Annotated in this window: 20 protein-coding genes; 13 read left to right on the top strand and 7 right to left on the bottom strand. The window is 69.2% G+C overall.

All coding sequences use genetic code 11. The features are described from left to right. Entirely contained in the window at nt 1-744 is a 744-nt protein-coding gene (locus H590_RS0100825; protein WP_051238018.1) for an MgtC/SapB family protein, read from the bottom strand. 68 nt (nt 745-812) lie between these two features. Between H590_RS0100825 and H590_RS0100820 the strand changes: the two genes are divergently transcribed. Then, nucleotides 813-1,079: a hypothetical protein gene (locus H590_RS0100820; protein WP_028702057.1), complete on the top strand. Its 267-nt coding sequence runs from the start codon at nt 813-815 to the stop codon at nt 1,077-1,079. A 6-nt stretch (nt 1,080-1,085) separates the two neighbouring features. Here H590_RS0100820 and H590_RS0100815 read toward each other — a convergent pair whose 3' ends face one another. From H590_RS0100815 to H590_RS14110, 3 genes are read right to left on the bottom strand one after another with little or no spacing between them, the layout of a single operon-like run. Continuing rightward, nucleotides 1,086-2,777, bottom strand: a complete 1,692-nt coding sequence (locus H590_RS0100815) for a glycoside hydrolase family 13 protein (protein WP_028702056.1) — start codon at nt 2,775-2,777, stop codon at nt 1,086-1,088. A 36-nt stretch (nt 2,778-2,813) separates the two neighbouring features. Further along, the gene (locus H590_RS0100810; protein ID WP_028702055.1) at nt 2,814-4,661 is read right to left on the bottom strand and encodes an ABC transporter ATP-binding protein; all 1,848 of its coding nucleotides are present in this window, start codon (nt 4,659-4,661) and stop codon (nt 2,814-2,816) included. Then, a complete protein-coding gene (locus H590_RS14110; protein ID WP_051238017.1) occupies nt 4,654-6,519 on the bottom strand; it encodes an ABC transporter ATP-binding protein in 1,866 nt (621 codons plus the stop codon). Before H590_RS14110 ends, H590_RS0100810 begins: the two co-directional genes overlap by 8 nt. Before the next feature lie 138 nt (nt 6,520-6,657). Between H590_RS14110 and H590_RS0100800 the strand changes: the two genes are divergently transcribed. The 5 genes from H590_RS0100800 to H590_RS14100 are packed head-to-tail and all read left to right on the top strand — an operon-like array spanning nt 6,658 to nt 11,536. Continuing rightward, nucleotides 6,658-7,143: a low molecular weight protein-tyrosine-phosphatase gene (locus tag H590_RS0100800; protein ID WP_084149171.1), complete on the top strand. Its 486-nt coding sequence runs from the start codon at nt 6,658-6,660 to the stop codon at nt 7,141-7,143. After that, complete coding sequence (locus tag H590_RS14105; RefSeq protein ID WP_051238016.1) at nt 7,140-8,024, top strand: type 1 glutamine amidotransferase family protein; 885 nt, start codon at nt 7,140-7,142, stop codon at nt 8,022-8,024. Before H590_RS0100800 ends, H590_RS14105 begins: the two co-directional genes overlap by 4 nt. A gap of 19 nt (nt 8,025-8,043) precedes the next feature. After that, nucleotides 8,044-8,748 (top strand): response regulator transcription factor, encoded by a 705-nt coding sequence (locus H590_RS0100790; protein WP_197720470.1) that lies wholly within the window; start codon nt 8,044-8,046, stop codon nt 8,746-8,748. Between the two features lie 50 nt (nt 8,749-8,798). Continuing rightward, nucleotides 8,799-10,181: a sensor histidine kinase gene (locus H590_RS0100785; RefSeq protein ID WP_028702052.1), complete on the top strand. Its 1,383-nt coding sequence runs from the start codon at nt 8,799-8,801 to the stop codon at nt 10,179-10,181. Continuing rightward, nucleotides 10,178-11,536 carry a YibE/F family protein gene (locus H590_RS14100; RefSeq protein ID WP_084149163.1) on the top strand — a complete coding sequence of 453 codons (1,359 nt, stop codon included), beginning with the start codon at nt 10,178-10,180 and terminating at the stop codon, nt 11,534-11,536. Before H590_RS0100785 ends, H590_RS14100 begins: the two co-directional genes overlap by 4 nt. 8 nt (nt 11,537-11,544) lie before the next feature. On the opposite strand, the gene idi is transcribed toward H590_RS14100, so the two are convergent. Next, the gene (gene idi, locus H590_RS0100775) at nt 11,545-12,159 is read right to left on the bottom strand and encodes an isopentenyl-diphosphate Delta-isomerase (RefSeq protein WP_028702051.1); all 615 of its coding nucleotides are present in this window, start codon (nt 12,157-12,159) and stop codon (nt 11,545-11,547) included. A gap of 158 nt (nt 12,160-12,317) precedes the next feature. On the opposite strand from idi, the gene H590_RS0100770 reads away from it, so the two are divergent. After that, a complete protein-coding gene (locus H590_RS0100770) occupies nt 12,318-13,523 on the top strand; it encodes a MarP family serine protease (protein ID WP_028702050.1) in 1,206 nt (401 codons plus the stop codon). Between the two features lie 44 nt (nt 13,524-13,567). Further along, nucleotides 13,568-13,840 carry a YciI family protein gene (locus tag H590_RS0100765; protein ID WP_028702049.1) on the top strand — a complete coding sequence of 91 codons (273 nt, stop codon included), beginning with the start codon at nt 13,568-13,570 and terminating at the stop codon, nt 13,838-13,840. Between the two features lies 1 nt (nt 13,841). Here the strand turns inward: H590_RS0100765 and H590_RS0100760 are convergent, their stop codons facing one another. Next, nucleotides 13,842-14,234 carry a thiol-disulfide oxidoreductase DCC family protein gene (locus tag H590_RS0100760; RefSeq protein ID WP_028702048.1) on the bottom strand — a complete coding sequence of 131 codons (393 nt, stop codon included), beginning with the start codon at nt 14,232-14,234 and terminating at the stop codon, nt 13,842-13,844. A gap of 254 nt (nt 14,235-14,488) precedes the next feature. Between H590_RS0100760 and H590_RS0100755 the strand changes: the two genes are divergently transcribed. The 4 genes from H590_RS0100755 to H590_RS18200 all read left to right on the top strand — a co-directional run bounded on the left by H590_RS0100755 (nt 14,489) and on the right by H590_RS18200 (nt 20,450). Next, on the top strand, nt 14,489-15,166 hold the full coding sequence (locus tag H590_RS0100755; protein ID WP_028702047.1) for an HAD family hydrolase: 678 nt from the start codon (nt 14,489-14,491) through the stop codon (nt 15,164-15,166). A 564-nt stretch (nt 15,167-15,730) separates the two neighbouring features. Beyond that, nucleotides 15,731-16,738, top strand: coding sequence for an ABC transporter permease (locus tag H590_RS0100750; protein ID WP_084149162.1), 1,008 nt, complete (start codon nt 15,731-15,733; stop codon nt 16,736-16,738). A gap of 2 nt (nt 16,739-16,740) precedes the next feature. After that, complete coding sequence (locus H590_RS0100745) at nt 16,741-17,601, top strand: ABC transporter permease (RefSeq protein ID WP_028702045.1); 861 nt, start codon at nt 16,741-16,743, stop codon at nt 17,599-17,601. A gap of 65 nt (nt 17,602-17,666) precedes the next feature. Continuing rightward, nucleotides 17,667-20,450, top strand: coding sequence for a GNAT family N-acetyltransferase (locus H590_RS18200; RefSeq protein WP_245569810.1), 2,784 nt, complete (start codon nt 17,667-17,669; stop codon nt 20,448-20,450). Nucleotides 20,451-20,496: 46 nt separating this feature from the next. Here the strand turns inward: H590_RS18200 and H590_RS0100735 are convergent, their stop codons facing one another. Continuing rightward, nucleotides 20,497-20,784, bottom strand: coding sequence for a phage holin family protein (locus tag H590_RS0100735; protein ID WP_232020902.1), 288 nt, complete (start codon nt 20,782-20,784; stop codon nt 20,497-20,499). Nucleotides 20,785-21,026: 242 nt separating this feature from the next. Between H590_RS0100735 and H590_RS0100730 the strand changes: the two genes are divergently transcribed. Further along, the gene (locus H590_RS0100730) at nt 21,027-22,388 is read left to right on the top strand and encodes a DUF2252 domain-containing protein (RefSeq protein WP_051238015.1); all 1,362 of its coding nucleotides are present in this window, start codon (nt 21,027-21,029) and stop codon (nt 22,386-22,388) included. Nucleotides 22,389-22,479 lie beyond the last annotated feature (91 nt).

Genomic DNA, 22,479 nt, shown 5'->3' with positions numbered 1-22,479 from the left:
TCACTCCAGATCGGCCTCGGGGATCACCTCGACCGACAGCACGCCGTCGGTGCCGGTGATCTCGGAGACCAGCGCCTCGGTGTCGTGCGGGCCGTCCAGCTCCAGCACCAGCCGGGCCCGGTCGGTTCCAGGCCGAGGGCGGGGCACCGCCCGCGACACCGACCATCCCGCCCGGGTGATGGTCGACAGCAGCTCGCGCAGCAGCCCGTGCCCGTCGACATAGCTCACGTCGAGGTGGACCAGGGCGTGTCTCCTGGTGGGCAGCACCCGTTCCAGGCTGTTGAACCCCAGGGTGATGACGAAGTGCATCGCCGTCACCACCACCGCCAGCAGCCACAGTCCCGCGCCGGCCGCCATCCCGATCGCCGCCGACTCCCAGACCGATGCGGCGGTGGTGAGCCCGCGCACCCGGCTGTGCTGGGTGATGATGAGGCCGGCCCCCAGAAAGCCGATCCCCGAGACGATCTGGGAGGCGACCCGCGACGGGTCCAGCCGGATGTCGCCGCCCATCAGCGGCATCAGGTCGAAGAATCCGTACTTGCCGACCTGGAGGAACAGCGCCGAGGAGACGCCGACCAGACTCTGGGTGCGCAGTCCGGCGCCCTTGCCGCGCATGCTCCGCTCCAGACCGACCAGGGAGGTCAGCAGCAGGGCCAGCAGGAGCTCCCAGACCTGGGTCCAACTCTGTCCCAGCCCCAGTCCGGCCTCGAGCGGACACCATCCGAGCGCATCTGACACCGTCATCGGCCGACCCCTTTCTGCGGAGACTCTCGTCGGTCCTCGTCCTGTGGCCATCATGGTTGACTGTCCCCATGAGCCACCAGCCCCCGTCACCCATCACCCTCGAGGAAGTCTCGACCGTCCGCTTCAACCTCGGCGGCAGGAGCGAGTACCGGGTGGTGGACGTCGATCCCCTCATCGACTCCCTGATCGCCCGGGTGAAGGCCGGCGAGCCGGTCGACGATCTGGTCGCCAGGCCGAGGTTCAGGCTGTCGACCAGGTACGACAGCTCCTACCGCTGCCGCGAGGTCGACGCCTTCGTCAAGAGCCTCAAAGGCCGGCCGGTCGCCCGCCCCTGAGGCCCCTCAGCACCGCAGCCAGGCGGTGGTCGCCGGCGGCAGCAGGGGTTCCCCGTCGTCGTCGCGGGGCAGCGGCTCGCTGGCCACCAGCAGCCGGCCCCGGGGCATCCCGACGGTCTCGGCACCGAAATTGGTGACGCAGATCCACCCGCCGGGCCGCTCGAAGATCAGCACCGGGCCGTCGGCCTCGCGCCAGCTGAGAGTCTCCGAGGACTCGAGTTCGCGGCGCAGCGCCAGGGCCCGCCGGTACATCGACAGGGTGGAGTCCTCGTCCCCCTCCTCGGCCTCCACCGAGCACCCGGCGAACCAGGAGGGCTGCGGAAGGTGCGCCCCCGACGGCCCGAAGCCGTAGGACGATCCCTCCCGCCGCCACGGGATCGGGACCCGGCAGCCGTCCCGGCCCAGTCCGTCGTAGGCGTGCCGGCCGCCGTGCAGGAAGACCGGGTCCTGACGCTGGTCGTCGGCGATCTCGGTGACCTCGTGGAGGCCCAGCTCCTCACCCTGGTAGATGTAGGCGCTGCCGGGCAGGGCGAGCACGAAGAGGGTGGCGGCCCGGGCCCGGCGCAGCCCCAGGTCGCGGTCCAGCTGGTCGGCCGGCGCCCCGTCGAGCATCCACTCGGTCCCCTGCTTGACCTTGCGGCCGTTCAGCGGTGCCAGCCCGTAACGGGTGGCGTGCCGGGTGACGTCGTGGTTCGACAGCACCCAGGTCGAGGAGGATCCCGACATCGTCTGCTGCTCGAGGTTGGCCGTCACGATCCGCCGGAACTGGTCGGCGTCGAAGTCGGCCTGCAGGAGGTCGAAGTTGAAGGCCTGACCAAGGGACTCCGGGCGGGCGTAGCGGGCCCGTCTCTCGGGATCGTCGAGCCAGGCCTCGGCCACCGCGGTGCGCGGCGGGTCGTACTCGTTGAACACCTGGCGCCACTCGGCGTAGATGTCCTGGACCTCGTCGCGGTCGATCACCGGATGTCTGCCGTCGAGCGGCATCTCGGCCATCTCGGCGGCCGAGGGCAGCACCTCGGGAAGGTCCTTGGCCAGCGCATTGGCGACGTCGATCCGGAACCCGTCGACCCCCCGGTCGGCCCAGAACCGCAGGGTCTTCAGGAAGTCGGCGTGCACCTCGGGGTTCTTCCAGTTCCAGTCGGGCTGCTCGGTCGCGAAGGTGTGCAGGTACCACTGGCCGTCGGGCACCCGGGTCCAGGCTCCCCCGCCGAAGGATCCCTTCCAGTCGGCGGGCGGGAGCTCGCCGTGCTCCCCCAGCCCGTCGCGGAAGATGTAGCGGTCGCGGGCGGCCGAGCCCCGCGGGGAGGCCAGCGCCTCCTGGAACCACGGGTGCTGGTCGGAGGAGTGGTTCGGCACGATGTCGACGATCAGCCGGATACCGGCCCGGTGGAGCCCCTCGCTCATCCGGTCGAACTCCCCCAAGGTCCCGATCCGCGGGTCCACCGCGCGGTAGTCGGCGACGTCGTAGCCGCCGTCGGCGAGTTCGGAGGGGTAGAAGGGGCTCAGCCAGACGGCGTCGACCCCCAGCTGCCTGAGGTAGTCGATCCGGGAGATGATGCCGGCCAGATCCCCGATACCGTCGCCGTTGGAGTCGGCGAAGGAGCGCGGATAGATCTGGTAGACGACCGCCTGGCGCCACCAGTCCGGGGAGTCGTCGGGGATGCGGAAGGTCGGCTGTTTCGCGGGTGCGATGGTCACGGGGTCCTCTCTGGGGAAGGTCGCGGGGGGCGGGGGTCAGGCCAGTGAGGCCTCCCATGCGCGGTGCAGGTCGGCGTACCGGCCGCCGCGCAGCTGCAGTGCGGCCGGGGCGCCGTCCTCGATGATACGGCCGTGCTCGAGCACCAGAACCCGGTCGGCGATCTCCACGGTGGACAGCCGGTGGGCGATGATGATCGCCGTCCGGTCGGCCAGGATGGTGCGCAGCGCCCGCTGCACCAGCCGCTCCGAGGGGATGTCCAGGGAGGACGTCGCCTCGTCGAGGATGAGCACCGCCGGGTCGGCCAGGAAGGCGCGGGCGAAGGCGACCAGCTGCCGCTGACCGGCCGACAGCCGTCCTCCCCGCTGGGAGACGTCGGTGTCGAAGCCCTCGGGAAGGGCCTCGATGAAGGTGTCGGCGCCGACCGTCCGGGCGGCCTCCTCGATCTGGGCGCGGCTCGCCCCGGGACGGCCGAAGGCGATGTTGTCGGCGACCGACCCGTTGAAGATGAAGTTCTCCTGGGTGACCATCGTGATGTTGCGCCGCAGGTCGTGGTCGGCGAGCCGGTTCAACGGCACCCCGTCCAGCTCGACCCGGCCGGCCACCGGGTCGTAGAACCGCGAGACGAGTTTGGCGATGGTCGTCTTGCCGGCTCCGGTGGTGCCCACCAGGGCCACCGTCTGGCCGGCCGGGATGTGCAAGTCCAGGTCGGGCAGCACCGGATCCCCCTCGCCGTACCCGAAGGTGACATGGTCGAGGTCGATGCGGCCCTGGCTGCGCCCGTCGGATCCCACCGCCACCGGATCGTCCGGTTCGGCGACCTCGGCCTCCTCTCCGAGGACCCCGGAGAGCTTCTCCAGGGCCGAGATGGCCGACTGGAAGGTGTTGTAGAACTCGCCGATACTGCCCAGCGGCTCGAAGAACTGGCGCAGGTAGAGCAGGAATGCGGCCAGCACGCCGACGGTGGTCCAGCCCTCGACGACGAACAGCCCGCCGACCAGCAGCACCACGCCGACGGTGATGTTGCCGATCAGGGTGATTCCCGGCATGAAGATCGCGAACAGCCGGAAGGAGCGCACGTTGATCCCGCGGTAGCGGTCCGACAGCTCGGTGAAGATCTCCTGGTTGCGGGGTTCGCGCCGGTAGGCCTGGACCGCCTTGATGCCGGTCATGGTCTCGACGAACTGCATGATCACCGCCGCCGAGGCGTTGCGCACCTTACGGAAGGTGCGGCTCGACTCGCGGGAGAACCAGCGGACCAGGATCCCCACGAAGAGCAGCGAGGCCAGACAGATCAGACCCAGCCGCCAGTCCATCACCAGCAGCATCACCCCGGTGCCGATCAGGGTGAGCACCGCCGAGAGCAGATCGTCGAACCCCTCCTCCATGAGGTCGGCGATCGCCTCGATGTCATTGGTCATCCGCGAGACCACCCGCCCGGAGGTGTAGCGGTCGTGGAAGGAGACGTCCAGGCTCTGGAAGTGCCGGAACACCCGACGGCGCAGCTCCAGCAGGAGATCCTGGCCGATCCTGCCGGAGAACCGCAGGAAGATGATCCGGGTGATCACCTGGACCAGAAGGGCGACCAGCATCGCGGTGACGGTCTCGATGAGGTAGCGCGGCGAGCCGCCGGTCATCAGGGGCGGGATGCCCATGTCTATCCCCCGCCGGACCAGCCAGGGGGAGGCCAGCCGGGACAGGTTCTCGACGAGGATGATGACGACCAGCAGCCAGATGAGACGGCGGTGCGGGCGCAGCAGATCCCACAGCAGGGACCGGCTGCGCGCCCGCAGGATTCCCGAGGCGCGCTGGGAGACCTCGGCGGCCTCCTCCTGGGCGACCCCCCGCCAGCTCGTCTCCTGGTCCTGGGTGGTGCTCTCAGCCATGGTGGTGTCCTCCCGCCCCGATGGCGGCCTCGGCGTCGTACTCGGCGCTCAGCAGTTCCCGGTACTCCGGGACGTCGGCCAGCAGTTGCGAATGGGTGCCGACATGGGTGATGGTCCCCTCCTGGAGCATCGCGACCCTGTCGGCCAGCAGCACGGTGGAGGCGCGGTGGGCGACCACGATCGCGGTCACCCCGACCAGCACCCGCCGCAGCGCCGACTCGACCAGCGCCTCGGTCTCCATGTCGAGGGCCGACAGGGTGTCGTCGAGGACCAGCACCCGGGGGTTGACCAGCACCGCCCGGGCCAGTGCCAGGCGCTGGCGCTGGCCTCCGGACAGGCTCATCCCCTGCTCGCCGATGCGGGTCTCCAGACCCCACGGCAGGTCGCGGATGAAGCCGGCCTGGGCGACCTCGACGGCCTGCCAGATCTCCTCGTCGGTGGCCTCTTCCCGTCCCAGGGTGAGGTTCTCCCGGACGCTCATCGAGAACAGCGTGGGGTCCTCGAAGGCGGTGGCGACGATGGTGCGCAGGTTGGCGACCTGCAGCTCCCGGATGTCGACCCCGTCGATCCGGATCGCGCCGCCGGTGACATCGGCCAGCCGCGGCACCAGCCCGGTGAGGGTGGTCTTGCCCGACCCGGTGCCCCCGACCAGGGCGACCGTCTGGCCCGGCGCGATGTCCAGGTCGACGTGGCGCAGCACGTCCTGGTCGCCGTCCGGGTAGCGGAAGGAGACGTCGTCGAAGGTGAGGCGGCCCTCGACGGCGTCCAGTCGGGAGGGGCCGTCGGAGATCGTCTCGGGGGCGTCGAAGATCTCGCAGATCCGATCGGCCGCGGTCATCGAGTCCTGGGTCATCGACAGCAGGAAGCCCAGTGAGGCGATCGGCCAGATGAGGCTCATCATGAGTGTGATGAAGGCCACCAGGGTGCCCAGGGAGAGTCGGTGCTGGGAGGCCGCCAGCGCCCCGAATCCCAGCACCACGATGAGGGTGAGGGAGGGAATGGCCTCCAGGATGGTCCAGAACTGGGAGACCAGCCGGATCCGCGACATGCTGGTGCGATAAAGGACCCGGGACTTCTCGTCGAACCCCTTGAAGGCGTGCTCGGAGCGGCCGAAGGCCTTGATGACCCGCAGCCCGTGGACCGACTCCTCGACCACCGAGGCGACGTCCCCGGTCTGGTCCTGGATGGCCCGCGACAGCCGGGTGTAGTGCCGCTCGTTGACCAGGCAGAGGATGACGATCGGCACCGCCGAGACGATCACCACCAGGCCGAGCGGCCAGTACATCCGCAGCAGCAGGATCGTGACGATGACCACCTGCAGGGTGTTCATGATGAGGAAGAGCAGCCCGAAGCCGAGGAACCGGCGCACCGTCGACAGGTCGTTCATGATCCGGCTCAGCAGCTGGCCGGACTCCCACTGGGTGTGGAACCCCAGGGGCAGACGTTGCAGCTTGGCGTAGAGGTCCAGCCGGATCCCGGTCTCGGTGCCCAGGGTGCCGCGGGCCACCACCCAGCGCCGCCAGAACATGAAGATCGCCTCGACGACGCCGATCCCGATGGCACCGGCGCCCAGGGCGTACAGGCCGGGGCGGTCGGAGTGGGCCACCGGGCCGTCGATGATCCGGCGGATCAGCAGCGGGGTGACGATCCCGGCCAGCGTGGAGGCCAGCGCGAAGACCACCATCAGCGCGAACCGGGTGGCGTAGGGACGCAGGTAGGGGGTGAACCTCAGCAGATTGCCGAGCCGGTGCCGGTGTCCGTCGGGGCGCGGCGGGGCCACCGCCGCAGGCCGTCCCAGGGCGTCGCCGTAGAGCTGCTCGACCTCGGTGCTGACGGTGGGCAGGGTGCGTGAGGGCATGGGGACTCCTGGTGGATCTTCGGGATGGATCGTGGGCGCGCAGACCTGGCGCCATCACTCAGGAGTGGAACAACATGGCCTATACGCTATGCCCGAATGGTCCAGGACACCAGAACGCAGCCGACCGAGAGGCCCCTCATGTCATATCCGCCATCCGTGATCTTCGTCTGCTGGGGCAACATCTGCCGCTCCCCGATGGCCGAACGGGTGGCCCGCAGGTGGCTCGCCGATGCCGGCGTGGCGGCTCGGGTGACCAGCGCCGGGGTGAGTGACGAGGAGGGCTTCGCCCCGATGGACTCGCGGGCCAGGACGGTTCTGGAGGCCCACGGATACGACGCCGCCGGCCACCGCGCCCACCAGATCGACGCCGAGGAGATCCGGGGGGCCGACCTGGTGATCGCCGCCGAGCCGATGCACCTCACGATGCTGCGCCGGATGGCGCCGCACGCCACCAATCTGCGCCTGATCTGCGACTACGACCCCGCGAAGAAGCGCGGCACCGCGCTGCCGGACCCCTGGTACGGGCCCGACCAGCAGTTCACCGCGACCCTGCAGGCGATCGAGGCGGCGATGCCCGGAATCGTCGACGCCGTCTCGAAGCTGCCCGATAGGCTGGCGCCATGAGCTTCTTCCTGGTTGGCGGCGGGTCCGAGTCCCAGGAAGGCGCCGACGGTACGGGCCTGGACGAGGTCTACGACGCCTTCATCGAGGAGGCGCGCTCGACCGGCCGTTCCACACTCGCCGTCGTGGTCTGCGGATCCCCGGAGTCCGCCGAGGTCTACTCCTCCCCGCTCGCCGGGATCGTCACCTCGCGGTGGCCCGAGGCTCAGATCCGCACCATCCGTCTCACCGATGAACCCCCGCTCACCCCTCTGGAGGGGTTGGACGAGCTCGCCGGGATCATCGTCGGCGGCGGCCGGGTGGCCGACTACCTGGCGGGGCTGGGGCCCTCGGCCGATCAGCTCTCCCGGCTGGTCCGCGGCGGCTCCCCCTGGCTGGGATTCTCGGCCGGGGCGATGGCCACCGCCGTCACCGCCATCGAGGGGGGCTGGCACCTCCAGGGCCGACAGATCTACCCCGAGGCGGCATCCGAGGGGTTCGACGAACTCGCCCTGGCCCAGGGGCTCGGCCTGGTGAGCATCACCTGCCTGGCCCACAACGACACCTGCGGCGGCGACGGACTGCTCATCTCGGCGATCGACTCCGGACTGCTGTCCTCGGCGGTGGCCGTCGACGAGGGCACCTGCCTGGTGATCCACCACAGCTCGGGACGCACCCAGGTGATGGGCTCCGGGGTGGTCCGCTGGTTCACCAAGGACCCGCAGGGGGTCATCGTCCGCTCTGAGCGGAGCCCCCACAAGGAGGTCCCACCGCCACCGGCCGCTCCGCGGTTGGCCGGGATGGCCCGGGTCGCCGCGGCCGCCCGTGCCGCTCACCAGCGCCATGACACCGAGAAGACCGGTCCGACCGGGGACACCGCCGTCCCGGTCGAGTCCGGTCAGTGAGAGGTGGCAGGCTATGGCCATGCACATCCTTGTGGTGGACGACGACCGAGCCGTCCGCGAGTCCCTCGCACGGTCGCTTCACTACAGCGGTTACGAGGTCGACACCGCCAGTGACGGCGTCGAGGCCCTCGCCAAGCTCAGCTCGATCCACCCCGACGCGGTCGTGATGGACGTCATGATGCCCCGGCTGGACGGCCTGGAGGCCACCCGGATGCTGCGCGACAACGGCAACGACGTCCCGATCCTCATCCTCACCGCCCGCGACGCGGTGGGCGACCGGGTGGACGGGCTGGACGCCGGAGCCGACGACTACATGGTCAAGCCCTTCGCCCTGGACGAGCTGCTCGCCCGGCTGCGCGCCCTCACCCGCCGGTCCCGCGCGGAGGCCGAGGCCGAGGCCGGCGGCGAGGACGAGTCGGAGCTGCTCTCCTTCGCCGATCTGAGCCTCGACCCGCAGACCCGCGAGGTGAACCGGGCGGGACGCCGGATCAACCTCACCCGCACCGAGTTCGCCCTGCTGCAGGTCTTCCTGCAGAACCCCCGCAAGGTGCTGGAGCGCAGCTGGCTGCTGCACGAGGTGTGGGGGTTCGACTTCCCCACCACCGCCAACTCCCTGGAGGTCTACATCGGCTACCTGCGCCGCAAGACCGAGCAGGACGGTGAGCCCCGCCTCATCCACACCGTCCGCGGAGTGGGCTACGTGCTGCGAGAAGCGACTCCGTGATTCCACGCTGGTGGCGTCGGCTGCTGGACTGGCAGCCCCGCATTCCGCGCATCACGATGGGCCGGCGGGTCACCATCCTGGTGGCCCTCAGCGTCGCGGTGGCCGTGATGGCGACCAGTCTGGCCGGCTACTCGATGACCCGGCTGTCGCTGTACTCCCAGCTCGACAACCGGCTCACCGCCCTGGCCCGGTACCTGTCCACCCCGATCAGCAACGGCACCAGCGACATCGGCGAGTTCAGCACCGACGCCCTGCAGGTCTCCGACGTCACCATCACCCTGGTGCGCGCCGACGGGACCGTCGAGAACGTCCCGGGGGCGGTCACCACGGTGCCCACCGGCCCCGAGGAGCTGGCGGTCGCCCGCATCCAGTCGGGCACCTCGACCCGCACCGTCACCGACTCCGAGGGGGTGCCCACCCGGATCGTCTCGGTGCCGCTGTCGGTCAACGGCGTCCGGTACTCCCTGGTGGTCGGACGCTCCCTGCAGCCCACCGAGGCCACCCTGCACTCGCTGTGGCTGGTTCTGGTGGCCACCGGTCTGCTCGGCATCCTGTTCACCGCCATCACCGGCTACTTCGCGGCCAGCTCGACGACCCGCCCGATCCTCGACCTGTCCCAGGCCGTCCAGCGGGTCACCCGCACCGACAAGCTGGACCCGATCCCGGTGCGCTCCTCCGACGAGCTCGGCCGACTGGCCACCTCCTTCAACACCATGCTGTCGTCGCTGGCCAGCTCCCGGGAGCGCCAGCGCCGGCTCATCGCCGACGCCTCCCACGAGCTGCGGACCCCGCTCACCTCGATGCGCACCAATGTCGAACTGATGCTGGCCGACCAGAAGACCGGGATGCTGCCCGAGGCGGCGCGCGGGGAGATCCTCACCGACATTGCCGCCCAGCTGGGCGAGTTCTCCAGCCTCATCGGTGACCTGGTCCAGCTCTCCCGCGACGACGCGATGACCCGGTCCCCCGAACCCCTCGAGCTGTCGGCGGTGGTCTCCAAGGCGGTCGAACGGGCCCGCCGGCGCGGGCCGGGGCTCACCTTCGACGTCGAGCTGGCCCCGCACCCGATGATGGGGGACGCCGCCACCCTCGAGCGGGCCGTGACCAATCTGCTCGACAATGCCGTGAAGTTCTCCCCTCCCGAGGGCACCGTCACCGTGCGGATGGAGGACGACAAGGTCATCGTCTCCGACCAGGGCCCCGGCATCGCCGAGGAAGACCTGCCCCACATCTTCGAGCGGTTCTACCGCTCCGACCGCTCCCGCAACACCCCGGGAACCGGCCTGGGACTGTCGATCGTGGCGCACACCGTCACCTCCCACAACGGCTGGATCAAGGCCTCCCGGGCACCCGGCGGGGGAGCCATGTTCACCATGAGCCTGCCGGTCGCCGACCTTCCGGAGCCCGCCGCCGACGAGACGGCCTCCGAATGAGCGACCCCGGCCATTCCCACCGGCCGAGCACCCCGGAGCAGGCCGCCCGGGAGCGCTCGGCCCTGGGCCGTCTGCTGCTGATGCTGGCCCCGCTGTTCCTGGCCACCGTGGTGGGGATCATCGCGCTGTGGCCCCACGACGTCTCGGCCCATCTGCAGTCCGACACCGCGGCCTGGAACGCGCCGGGGGTGACGATCGTCAACGGGACCATCGAGTCGGTGCGCAACGGCTCGTGCCAGGGCACCCCCGGCTCCACCGGAACCAGCACCGGGGAGAAGTGCGCGGTGGCCACGGTGAGGCTGGACCAGGGCAGCGACGCCGGCCGCACCACCACCATCCAGTTCACCTCGGCGGTCACCTCCTCGGGGATCGAGCCGGGCCAGGTGGTCCGGATGTACCGCTCCCCGGGAACCCAGGCCGGTCAGAACACCTCGGGCAGTGCACAGGGCACCGCCTCGGGGACCTACCAGTACTACGAGTTCGAGCGGACCACGCCGCTCATCGTCATCGCGGTGGTCTTCATGGTGGTCGTCGTGGCGGTGGCCAGACGCCGGGGACTGGCCGCCATCGTGAGCCTGGTGCTGGCCTTCGTCATCCTCTCGAAGTTCATGCTGCCCGCCCTGCTGGTCGGTTCACCGCCGGTGCTGGTGGGTCTGGTGGCCTGCTCGGCGATCATGTTCATCGTCATCTACCTCACCCACGGCCTGTCCACCCGCACCACCACGGCCCTGCTGGGCACCCTCTTCGGTCTGCTGCTGTCGGCCGGTCTGGGCTATCTGGCGGCCCGCTGGGCCCACCTCACCGGGGTCACCAGCGAGGACGACTTCATCATCACCGCCACCGCCCCGAATCTGACTCTCGGATCGGTCATCATCTGCGGGGTGATCGTCGCCGGCCTCGGCGTCCTCAACGACGTCACCGTCACCCAGGCCTCCTCGGTGTGGGAGCTGGCGGAGTCCTCCACCAGCCGCCGGGAGCTCTACACCCGCGCGATGCGGATCGGGCGCGACCACATCGCCTCCAGCGTCTACACGATCGCCTTCGCCACCGCCGGGGCGGCCCTGTCGACCCTGCTGCTGCTGAGCATCTACAACATGCCGCTGGGCGACATGCTGAGATCCGAGACCTTCTCCGAGGAGATCGTGCGCACCCTCGTCGGGTCGATCGGCCTGGTGCTGTCGGTGCCGCTGACCACCGCCCTGGGGGCGGTGCTGGCCTGGCAGACGGTGCACGGCCGGGGCACCGACAAGACTCCTGACCGGGCCGCAGAACGGGTCGCCGAGCAGCCCGTCGCCCGGCCTCGCCACGGACTCGACACCGATCCCGACGCGCCCTTCCGCCGCCCCCGGGACTGATCCCCGACTCAGGGCAGGTGGGCGCTGATGTCCTCGCCGAGCTGACGGACCTGGAGCACCGACCACGGGCTGAGCAGCGGGGACATCGTCTGGACCGTGCGGTAGAGATCCTTCCAGCCGACCCAGGCCACCTCCTCGACCTCCTCGGGATCGGGGTACAGCTCGACGATCTCCTCGGGATCGTCCAGCAGGGCCAGGTAGACCGGGCAGAGCTCGTCCTCGACGATTCCCGAGGCGTCGGTGGCCCGGTAGGAGAAGTCAGGGATGGCGCAGACCATCGTCGAGGGGTTGACGTCCAGGCCCAGTTCCTCGCGGACCCGGCGCTCGATGGCTTCGGGAATCTTCTCCCCCGGGCGGGGATGGCCGCAGCAGGAGTTGGTCCAGACCCCGGGCCAGCTCACCTTGCCCAGGGCCCGCCGGGTGATGAGCACCCGGCCGCCGACATCGAGGATGTGGCAGGAGAAGGCCAGGTGACGGGGGGTCGAGCGGGTGTGGACGGCCAGTCTCGGCGCCGTGCCGATCTGATGTCCGTCCCTGTCCAGGAGCACGACGAGGTCGTCCTGGTCGTCAATCGCCTCACCGTCGGAGGCTGGTCCGACGCCGGACTCGCTCTGACTCGTCATGGGGACAAAACTACATCATGTAGCACGAACTCATCAGGAGAACTGGTGCCAGTCACAGCTCATGACGAACTGCGCACAGATATGCACAGACAACCGTGTCAGTCTGGAGGGTGCGCCGATACTCCCGGTGCGATCCCGAGACGGAGGAGGATGGAGACATGAGCGGTTCCGGCGCACTGGACATCGTCCTGGTCCTCCTGTTGATCGGCCAGGCGGTCAGGGGACGACGTCGGGGCGCGGTGGTCGGTGTCCTCAGCCTGGCGGGACTGGTGCTCGGCGCCTGGCTCGGGCTGTGGCTGTCGGGTCGGCTGGCCCCCTGGATGGCCACCCAGGGAATCGGTCCGGTCGGCAGCGCCGTGCTGCGGATCATGGTGCTGCTGGCGGTCGCCGCCATCGGCGAGTCCCTGCTGTCGGGGATCGGCATGCGCCTCAACCGTGCCAACCGCATCCCCACCCTGAGGGCGGCCGACTCCCTGGTGGGGGCGGTCGTCTCGATCCTCGTCTCGGCCGTCGTGCTCACCGTGCTGGCCGGGGCGGTGCGCCCGCTGGTCCCCACCGACTGGTCCCGGGCCATCGCGGGTTCCCGGGTGCTCGCGGTCACCGACGAGGTCGTTCCCGACGCCGTCAACCGCGCCGCGGTGCGGGCCGCCGGATCGCTGGCCGACGGCTTCCCGAGGGTCTTCTCCGGTCTGGAGACCGAACCCGAACTGCCCACCGGGACCCCCGACGAGGCGGTCATCCGCAGCGCCGGGGTGCAACGGGCGGCCGGCAGCATCATCAAGATCAGGGCCACCTCCACGCTGTGCTCGCGGGCCTCGGAGGGCAGCGGCTGGGTGAGCGCCGACGACCGGGTGGTCACCAATGCCCACGTCGTCGCCGGGGCGAGCAGGGTGACCGTCCAGATCGGGGGGACCGGTCTGTCCCGGCCGGCCACGGTGGTCTCCTACGATCCGAACCTGGACCTCGCGGTGCTGTCGGTGCCGGGGCTGGACGCCAGGCCGTTGACGATGTCGTCTCCCCCCGCCGACGGCCAGCAGGCGGTGGTCGCGGGATTCCCCCTCGACGGACCCTTCACCCTGGCGGCGGCGCGGGTGCGCGGTACGATCCTGGCCCGCGGCGAGAACATCTACTCCACCGCCACCGTCACCCGTGAGGTGATGGCGATCCGCGGCACCGTCCAGCCGGGCAACTCCGGGGGGCCGCTGCTCACCACCTCCGGGGAGGTGGCGGGAACCGTCTTCGCCCGCTCGACCGGGGAGGCCGACACCGGATACGTCCTCACCAACTCCGCCACCCGGGCGATGATCACCGCCGGGGCCACCGACACGACCCCGGCCTCCACCCAGACCTGCGCGGTCGACTGAGGCCTTGGTCCGACCATCGCGGGGCCGTGGTCTACGATCTCCCCATGGCTGTGTTCATCGTCGAGACGACCTATGATCCCGAACTCAATGACAAGAGACTGGCTGCGCGCCCGGCTCACCTGAAGAACCTGGAGGCCATGCGCGAGCGCGGGCAGCTGGTCAATGGCGGGCCGCTGAGCGACGGGTCGGGTGCCGTCCTGATCTACCAGGTCGACGACCGCAAGACCCTGGACCGGCTGCTGGAGGCCGATCCCTACCCCAAGGATGCGGTGAAAGTCTCCTCGGTCCGCCAGTGGAAGCCCAACTTCGCATTCTGAGTCATCGGGTCCGGCAGGACTCCGATCCGCCCGGGAGTCGGTACCTGTTGTCGGCCACCCAGGCGTAGATCCGCTCGGCGACGGGAATGACGGGCGGGGCGCCGATGCCCCGACCGACCCACCGCAGCGGTGCCGGGCCGCCCGACAGCGCCTCCGCGATCGCGCGGGCTCCCCACACGACGGTGCCGTCGCCCCTCACCAGGGGGATCTCCCGGCGAGCCCGCACGGGGTCGACCGCCAGGGCGTCCAGATCGGCGTCGGTCATCGGGGCGACCGTCGCCGCAGCCTGCGCCGGGGCGGTCAGCCTCTGCAGAATCCTGGCCGTCCGGGTGCAGAACCCGCAGTCGGGGTCGTAGAGCAGTACCCCCTGCGGGGGCGGCGCGGTGAGGGTCATGTCTCCAGTCTGCCGCGGGCCGCAGGCGGCTCCCGGACGCTCCTCACAGCGGTGGAACTACATCGCTGAGTTTTGTCCCCAGCCTGGGGACAAGCCTGTGGACAACTCCGGGATGAGGTGTGCACAGCTCTGCCGGTCATCGTATTTCTCCTAGTCAGAGACCTGTGCACACGGTGGACGCGAGATACCCACAGAGCTGGGACAATCGCTGTGTCCACCACTGAACCGACCACTGATGCAGCCCAGGAGCCGTCATGAATCTCGGATCCCTTCCCACCCAACGGTTCGACGCCGTGATCCTCGACCTCGACAACACCCTGGTCGACTCCCAGGAGGCCCTGGTCGCCGCATTCGGCAGCTGGGCCCGGGAGTACCGCATCTCACCCGATCAGCTCACCGGAAGGGCCGGCTGGCGAACCCGCGACATCGTCGACGCCGCCATCGAGAAGCCCCGCCGCGCCGAGGCGCTGGCCCTGATCGACGAGCTCGAGCTGACCACCACCGAGGGCATCACCGCGATCCCCGGTGCCGTCGAGGCACTGTCCGCGCTGCACGAGGTCGCCGCGGTGGCCACCTCCTCGCGGCGTCCGGTGGCCCTGGCCAGGCTGGCCGCGGCCGGACTCGAACCGCCTCGGGTCATGGTGAGCGGTGAGGACGTCGAGCGCGGCAAGCCCGAGCCCGATGCCTTCCTGCTGGCCGCCCGGCGGCTGGACGCCGACCCGGCCCGCTGCCTGGTCGTCGAGGACGCCCCGGCGGGGGTCGAGGCGGCCCACCGGGCCGGCATGTCGGCCCTGGCGCTGACCACCTCCACCCCCAGCGCCGATCTGGACGCCGAGGCCGTGGTCACCGATCTGTCCGAGGTCTCCTTCACGGTGGGCCGGGACGGTGTGAGCATCACCGCACCCGGTTTCCAGCTGCGCTCAGAAGCGTGATTGAGACCCTGAGGAATATCAGATATTGATATATGGTCTCACGTTTCAAGACAATGTTGGAACCACGGTGGCTCTGCCCCTAGTGTCCTTCGCAATCCCGGTTGGTCGGGATCCGATCGGCAGTACCGTCCGATCGTCATGGTTGTTGTGAGTCACACTGTCGACTCACGCAACCCGGTTGAGGAGTTTGCGTGAACGCGATCGTGCACACCGTCGGAGGCCTGGCAATCTCAGCCCGCCGCCCGATGTGTATGTGCATGCCGTGTCCCAGCGCCCTCGACCCCATGTGTTGCCGCTGATCCGGCTGTTCGGCCTTCCGGGGCATCGGTCCCCGGAAGCCTCGCAGCAGTGACCTCTTCGGGCACCGCCCCTCTGTCACCCAGCTGCCAGATCCGTTAGCGCTGAGCACCACCCCAGATTCCGGCCCCCGAGGGCCTGATCCGTGGGCCTCTCGCGCCCTGCGGCTCCCCAGAACCACTCTGCCAGGGCCCCACCATGCATGCCCGGTCCACTCAACTGACCGGCCTCCGCAGTTCCTGTGCTGAAAGTTTGGAAGTATCAGAGATGGACCACTTCGTCCTCCACAACACCCGGCAGGTCGCCGCCGAGACGGCTGCCGCCCCACGCCGAGCGCACCTCGCCAAGTTGGTGCTCTACCGCATCCTGGGAGCCCTGTTCGTGCTGTGGGCGGCCACCACACTGACTTTCCTGGCCGTCCACGCAACCCCCGGCGACACCGTCTCCCTGCTGCTCGGCGAGAACCGCGATGATCCAGTGCTGCGTGCCCGCACGATTGAGCGATGGGGGTTGGACCACCCGCTGTGGTACCAGTACCTGGTCTACCTAGCACGCATCCCCACCGGTGACCTCGGAACCAGTTACAGCTTCTCCCGGCCAGTCACCTCGCTGCTCGCCGAGTCCATCGGGCCGACCCTCCAACTGGCCTTCTCCGCGGCTATCGGTGCCGTCCTGATCGCCTACCTGCTCACCGCGCTCACCTCGACACGGTTCCGCAGACTGCGGCCGATCTCCCAGGTCGTCGAGCTGATCCTGCTCTCGGCCCCGGCATTCTGGCTCGGGATCGTGCTGCTGCTGGTCTTCTCCTTCAAACTCGGTTGGTTCTCCATCGTCGACCCCGACTCACCCAGTGCCTTGGTACTGCCAGCACTGTCACTGGCCCTCCCGATCGGCTGCTATCTCACCCAGATCCTGCGCGACGGCGCCGACCGCGCGATGGAACAGCCGTTCTCACTCACCTCCCGCTCTCGCGGACTCTCGGCACCACAGGTCCACACCCGGCATGCCCTCAAGCACGGAACGGTCCCGGTGATCACGGTTCTGGGTCTGGTCATCGGCAGCCTTATAGGCGGGGCTGTGGTCGTCGAACAGGTCTTCGGCCGATCCGGGCTGGGCCAGATTGCCGTTCAAGCGGTCACTGTCAAGGACATCCCACTGATCCTGGGCATCACTCTGGTCGCCACGGCCGCCTTTGTAGCGGCCTCCACCGCCGTCGACATCATCGCCCTGGCGATCGATCCACGGCTTCGCACCGCACGAGCCTCCAGGAGCTGATCATGGCCGTCATCTCACTGTCCACCGCACCAGCAGTCGTCCGCCACCCCGGCAGACTGCGATCCAGTCTTGCGATCACCGCCAGTGGCACGGTCCTTGCACTGGCCGTCATCGCGGCACTGTTCCCCCGGTTGCTCAGCCACGTCGATCCGCTCTACGCCGACCCGGCCGTGTCCCTGCACGCTCCCAGCACCGCTCACTGGGCCGGAACAGATCTGCAGGGTCGAGACGTCTACTCACGGATCATTCACGGCGCCCGCTACTCCCTGTCGATCGGGTTGGGAGCCACCATGCTGGGCCTGTTCGCCGGCCTGGTCCTCGGGATCCTGGCATCCACCGGGCCGCGCTGGCTGGACTACACCGTCGGCCGGGCGATCGACATCCTGGCAGCATTTCCCGAGGTTCTGCTGGCCCTGCTGTTCATCGCTCTGACCGGCCCCGGCGTCCCCAACCTGATCGTCGCGATCGGGATCGCCGGGATCCCCAAGTACGCCCGCCTGGTGCGCACCCAGGTACTGCAGACACGCCAGTCCGGGTACGTCGAACAGGCCCGCACCTTCGGGGTCACCGGTGTCCGGTCGCTGCTGCGCCACATCCTGCCCAACGCCCTGGGATCGCTGCCCATCATCGCCACCATCGCTCTGGGCGAGGCGATCGTCAGCTCCGCAGGCCTGAGCTTCCTGGGGCTCGGTCCCCAGCCGCCGGCCCCCGAATGGGGCCTGATGATCTCCGAGTCGCGCGACTACCTGCGCCATGCCTGGTGGCTCGGCGTCTTCCCGGGTGCTGCGGTCACCACTGTCGTGATCGCCGCGACCGCACTGGGCCGCACCCTGCAGGCCCGCTACGAGAGAAGGTCGGCATGAGCCTCGCTACCACTTCACACACCGCAACCCACCGGGGAGTCGCAGTGACATCGAAGCCTGAACCCGTGCCTTCCGGATCCTCCGCATCCGGCCCCCGGACAACCGGTTCCCCAACCCCACTGGTGGAGGTCCGCAACCTGGATGTCCGGTTCACCGGCGCCCGTCGGGTGCATGCCGTGCGCGGAGTCTCGTTCACCATCAACCCTGGCGAGGCGCTGGCCATCGTCGGGGAGTCCGGATCCGGAAAATCGGTCACCTCGCGCAGCATCGTGGGACTTGCCGGCGACAACGCCGAACTGACAGCCGACCAGTTCTCGGTGATCGGCCAGGACGGACTGAGACTGCGCGAGGGCCAGTGGCGAGCCATCCGGGGCCGCCGGATCGGCTTCGTCCTGCAGGATGCCCTGACCTCACTCGACCCACTGCGCACCATTGGCCGCGAGATCACCGAGACCCTGCGCGCCCACCGCATCGTGCCTCGCCGACAGTACGGCGAACGGGTCGACGAGCTGCTTCGCGAGGTTGGTATCCCCGATCCTCAGGTCCGCTCCCGGCAGTATCCTCACCAACTGTCCGGCGGGCTGCGGCAGAGAGCCCTGATCGCCTCGGCACTGGCCGGCGCCCCCGACCTGTTGATCGCCGACGAGCCCACCACTGCCCTGGATGTCACCGTGCAGGCCCAGATCCTCGACCTGCTGGAGTCCCGGCGAGCCGAGGGAACCGCCCTGCTTCTGGTCTCCCATGACCTGGCAGTGGTTTCCCGGGTCGCCGACCGAGTGCTGGTGATGCATGACGGAGTGGTCGTCGAGCAGGGCCCCACCGAGAAGGTTCTCACCGCCCCGGAGCACGAGTACACAAAGGCTCTGCTGGCGGCGGTCCCGTCGGCCTCCACCCGCGGAACCCGACTGTCGGCGTCCCCCGGAATCCGGCTGCGTGCCCGGGCTGAGGCCCCTCTACGCCTCCGCCAGGAGACCGAGGGTCAGGTCGACACCGGCACTCCAGTGCTTGCCGCCCACAACCTCTCGAAGTCCTTCCCGCTGCCGGACGGCGGCACCCGCACCGCCGTCGATCATGTCAGCCTGACCCTGAAAGCCGGCCAGAAGCTCGGCATCGTCGGCGAATCGGGATCGGGGAAGAGCACCCTGGCCAGGCTTCTGCTGGACCTCACCCACCCCGACGAAGGTTCGATCGAGATCGGCGGAGTGCAGATCAGCGGTCCATCCGGACAGGACTCACGACCACCCACCCCGTGGGCAAGGCACCGCTCCGCACGCTCGCTGAGCCCCGCGCTGCGCCGTCAGGTGCAGTTCATCTCCCAGGACCCGCTCGGCTCCTTCGACCCCCGCTACACGACCGACCCCAGGGATGCACCCGACGTCCGGCGACCCCTCGACGCGCACGACCTGCCCCCCGAGGTGATCGCCTCGCTGTCGCCGATTCCCTCGACTCTCTGGTTCCGCGAGCTCCAGGTGCACGGGCGGGAGTTGGCGCTGCGCCATGCGCTGCCTGAGGAGTACCCCGAGGTGGGCGACGTCCTGGAGACGGCCTTCACCACCGGCTGCACCTCGACCCCCGAGTATGTGGCCTCCCTGCACGCCATCACGGAGCGGGCGCGGACCTCGAATGTCTGGGTGATCACCGATGACCGAGGAGTTCTGGCCGCGGTGCTCACCCCGATGCCACGATTCCTCGACTCCGACACCTTCACCTTCAACATTCTCGGTGTCGGGCCACGAGCACGGGGGCTCGGACTGGGCCGGGTGCTCACCGACCATGCCGTTGCGGTGGCTCGGGCGCTGGGGCTGCGCCGGGTCGACATCCATTCCGGGCCCCAGATGACCTGGGCGCACAGAATGTACCTGGATTACGGGTTCGTGCGGCGCATCGACTGGGAGACCGCGGTGGTCGATGGACACCAGCGGCTGCGCAGCTTCTCATACCGCATCACCGATCCCGCGCAGAGTAGCGCCGCTTCTGAATACCGCCTCGAGACCTCGGGAGGGTCTGTGAGTACTGAGACTGCACACGCCGGGTCGGCGCACACCGCCACCGCCGACCTCGCCTCGCACCGCCCGGCCGGAGAGGTGGACGACGCCGGCCGCTTCATCGCCGAGGAGCCCTCACTGCCCGGACCGGCCGAGCTGCCCGATACCCCGCTGCGCCTGATGGCACCCACCGATTCCCCGCGCAGCTGGGGCGCGGTGCTGGGGGCTCGGTTCGCCGCGCCGGACTGGGTGAGCGTCGAGCTCACCGGGCCCGGGAGCGCGAGCTCGCCCCAGCTGGTGGATGCCTCAGGGAATCTGGTCAGCGATGACTGGGCGTGGATCTCCCGCAGCCTGGCCGCCGCGGCAGATAGCCCGCTCTACCCGGCCGCCCGCCGGGACGAGATCGACCGGCTCGAACGGCTCATCGATGAGGAGGTGATCGGCGGCCTGGAGCAGGCCATCTTCTCCACCGACCAGCCGGTCCGCGATGCGGTCGAACGGCTGCTCTTCGCGCGTCTCGGGATGCTGGACCTGGCACTTCACCCGGCGGCCGGGAGAGGGCAGCGGTTCCTGCTCGGCAACGAGCTCAGCACAGCCGATCTGGCCCTTTTCGGGACGCTCGTCGGGTGGGACCTGTGCTACCGGGGGCACCTGGGGTGGGGATCCGCATCTCTGGTCGACTATCCGCAACTGTGGGCCTGGGCCCGTCGGGTGCTCGCGGTCGAGGGGCTGGTGGGCGCGGAGGACCGAGTGCTGCTCGGCCTGGAGCCCGACGCCAACGGCTCCTTCCACGAGGCCTGGGGACCGGCCGAACCAGTGGAGGGAGTGCCCGACATCCGAGCCGCCTGGAGGGCCACCGACTGAAGCAGTCCCTCGGGGCCACCCCGCGGTGGCCCTCCGGTGCCCAGGATCAGCCGGCCACCTTCTTCTTGATGAAGATGAGCGGCAGCAGCCACGCCCCGAACATCGTGACGATCCACACGATCAGGGTCCCGAAGACCCAGGTCGAGAAGCCGCGGATGGTGAGACCGTGGGAGACCGACGACGCCACCAGCAGGGCGACGTAGGTGGAGATGAGGCCGGCGGCGCCCAGCAGGGAGGACGCATAGCGGTTCGCCATCTTGAAGATGAACGGGGCGAGGACGCTCTGCACCACGGCGAACACGATGACGGCGAGGAGGAAACCAGAGATTGTCACCCGGAAATCATGAAGGTACAGCGCGGCGACCACCAGGCCGATCGCTGCTGTGGCCAGAAAGATGGCTGCCCGAATGACAAATCGGATCATGACGGCTCGCTCTCTGCGACATGGTGAATCACGGCCGGCACTCGACCCGCGATTCCGTGTACTCCCATGATGCCCCACCCGGTGCCCCCATTTGTGAGGGATTGCGGCGCGCGGGTTGGTGACGACGACAACGCCGGTGGATGATCTTTTCCATGAGCAAGGTTGTGTCACCAGCATTCACCCCCACCCCTCCCCCCTCCTTCGACGATCGGATCCACCGGGGCCGGGAAGCACGGGAGAGCACCACCTGGGACGGCGTCGCACAGCTGAGCACCACCGATCGCGACCCGATCGGCATCCTCTCCGAGCAGAATGAGGATCGCCTGCAGTCCCTGGTGCCGCTGCGCACCGAACGGATGAGCGTCAGCCCGTTCACCTTCTACCGCGGCACGGCGGCCCTGATGGCCTCCGATCTCGCCAGAACTCCCCACAGCGGCATCCTGGTGGCCTCCTGTGGAGACGCCCACGTCAGCAACTTCGGCTTCTACGCCTCCCCCCAGCGCAGCCTGGTCTTCGATCTCAACGACTTCGACGAGTCCGCCTGGGCACCATGGGAGTGGGATCTCAAGCGCCTGGTGGCGAGCATCGTCATCGCCGGCCGGTCGACGTCGCGGAAGAAGGCAGTGGTGCGCCAGACCGCGGTCGACACCATCGCCAGCTATCTCGACGCCCTGCGGGCCGCGGTTCACACCAGCCCGACCGAGCGCTACTTCACCCACTTCGACGCCGAGCAGCATGTCAGCCAGCTGAGCAAGAGGTCCCGCGAGGTGCTCAAGGACGCAATCGGGGATGCCGAGAAGCGCACCAGCGCCCGCGTCGTGAGACGGCTGACGGCCGTGGCGAAGGACGGCCACCGGCGATTCATCGAACAGCCTCCGGTGCTCACCCCGATCGATGACGCCGCGGCCGCCGCGGTGGCCGACGGTCTGAGGCAGTACCAGGACTCGGCCAGCGAGGACATCCACCTGCTGATGCTCCACTACAGGCTGGCCGACGTGGCACGGCGGGTGGTGGGGGTCGGCAGCGTGGGGACCCGGTGCTTCCTGGCACTGTTCGAGGACGGCGACGGCCACCACCAGGTCCTCCAGGTGAAGGAGGCCGGCCGAAGCGTGCTGGAGCAGTACGGCGGCATCGCCCAGCCGCCCGCACTCCAGGACACGATGACCTCCAGGGGGCAGGGCGCCCGCGTCGTCGGCCTGCAGCGCATCCTCCAGGGACTCTCCGATCCCTTTCTGGGCTACATCGACCAGGGCTCCCGGGGCTACTACGTGCGCCAGTTCCACGACATGAAGGGCAACATCGACATGGACACCCTCAAGAACGAACCCTTCAACCAGTACGGGACCGCCTGCGGCCGGGTACTGGCCCGAGCCCACGCCCAGTCCCCCGAGGCAGTGGAGATTCTCGGATTCGCAGGTCACGGGAAGAAACTCACCGAGGCGATCCTGTCCTGGTCGCTGGACTACGCGAAGCTCTCCGAGTCGGACTTCGACCTCTTCACGGCACGGTCCTGACCGAGGTGATCCCCGGACGCACTCCTGAGTTTTTCTCACCGATTACTCAGCTGCAGATGTTCTCCCGACACCCGGGAAACGTAAGATTTTT

Source organism: Acidipropionibacterium jensenii DSM 20535, from assembly GCF_000425285.1.
In the GTDB taxonomy this organism is placed as follows: Bacteria; Actinomycetota; Actinomycetes; order Propionibacteriales; family Propionibacteriaceae; genus Acidipropionibacterium; species Acidipropionibacterium jensenii.
This window is presented reverse-complemented; position numbering and strand designations above follow the sequence as displayed.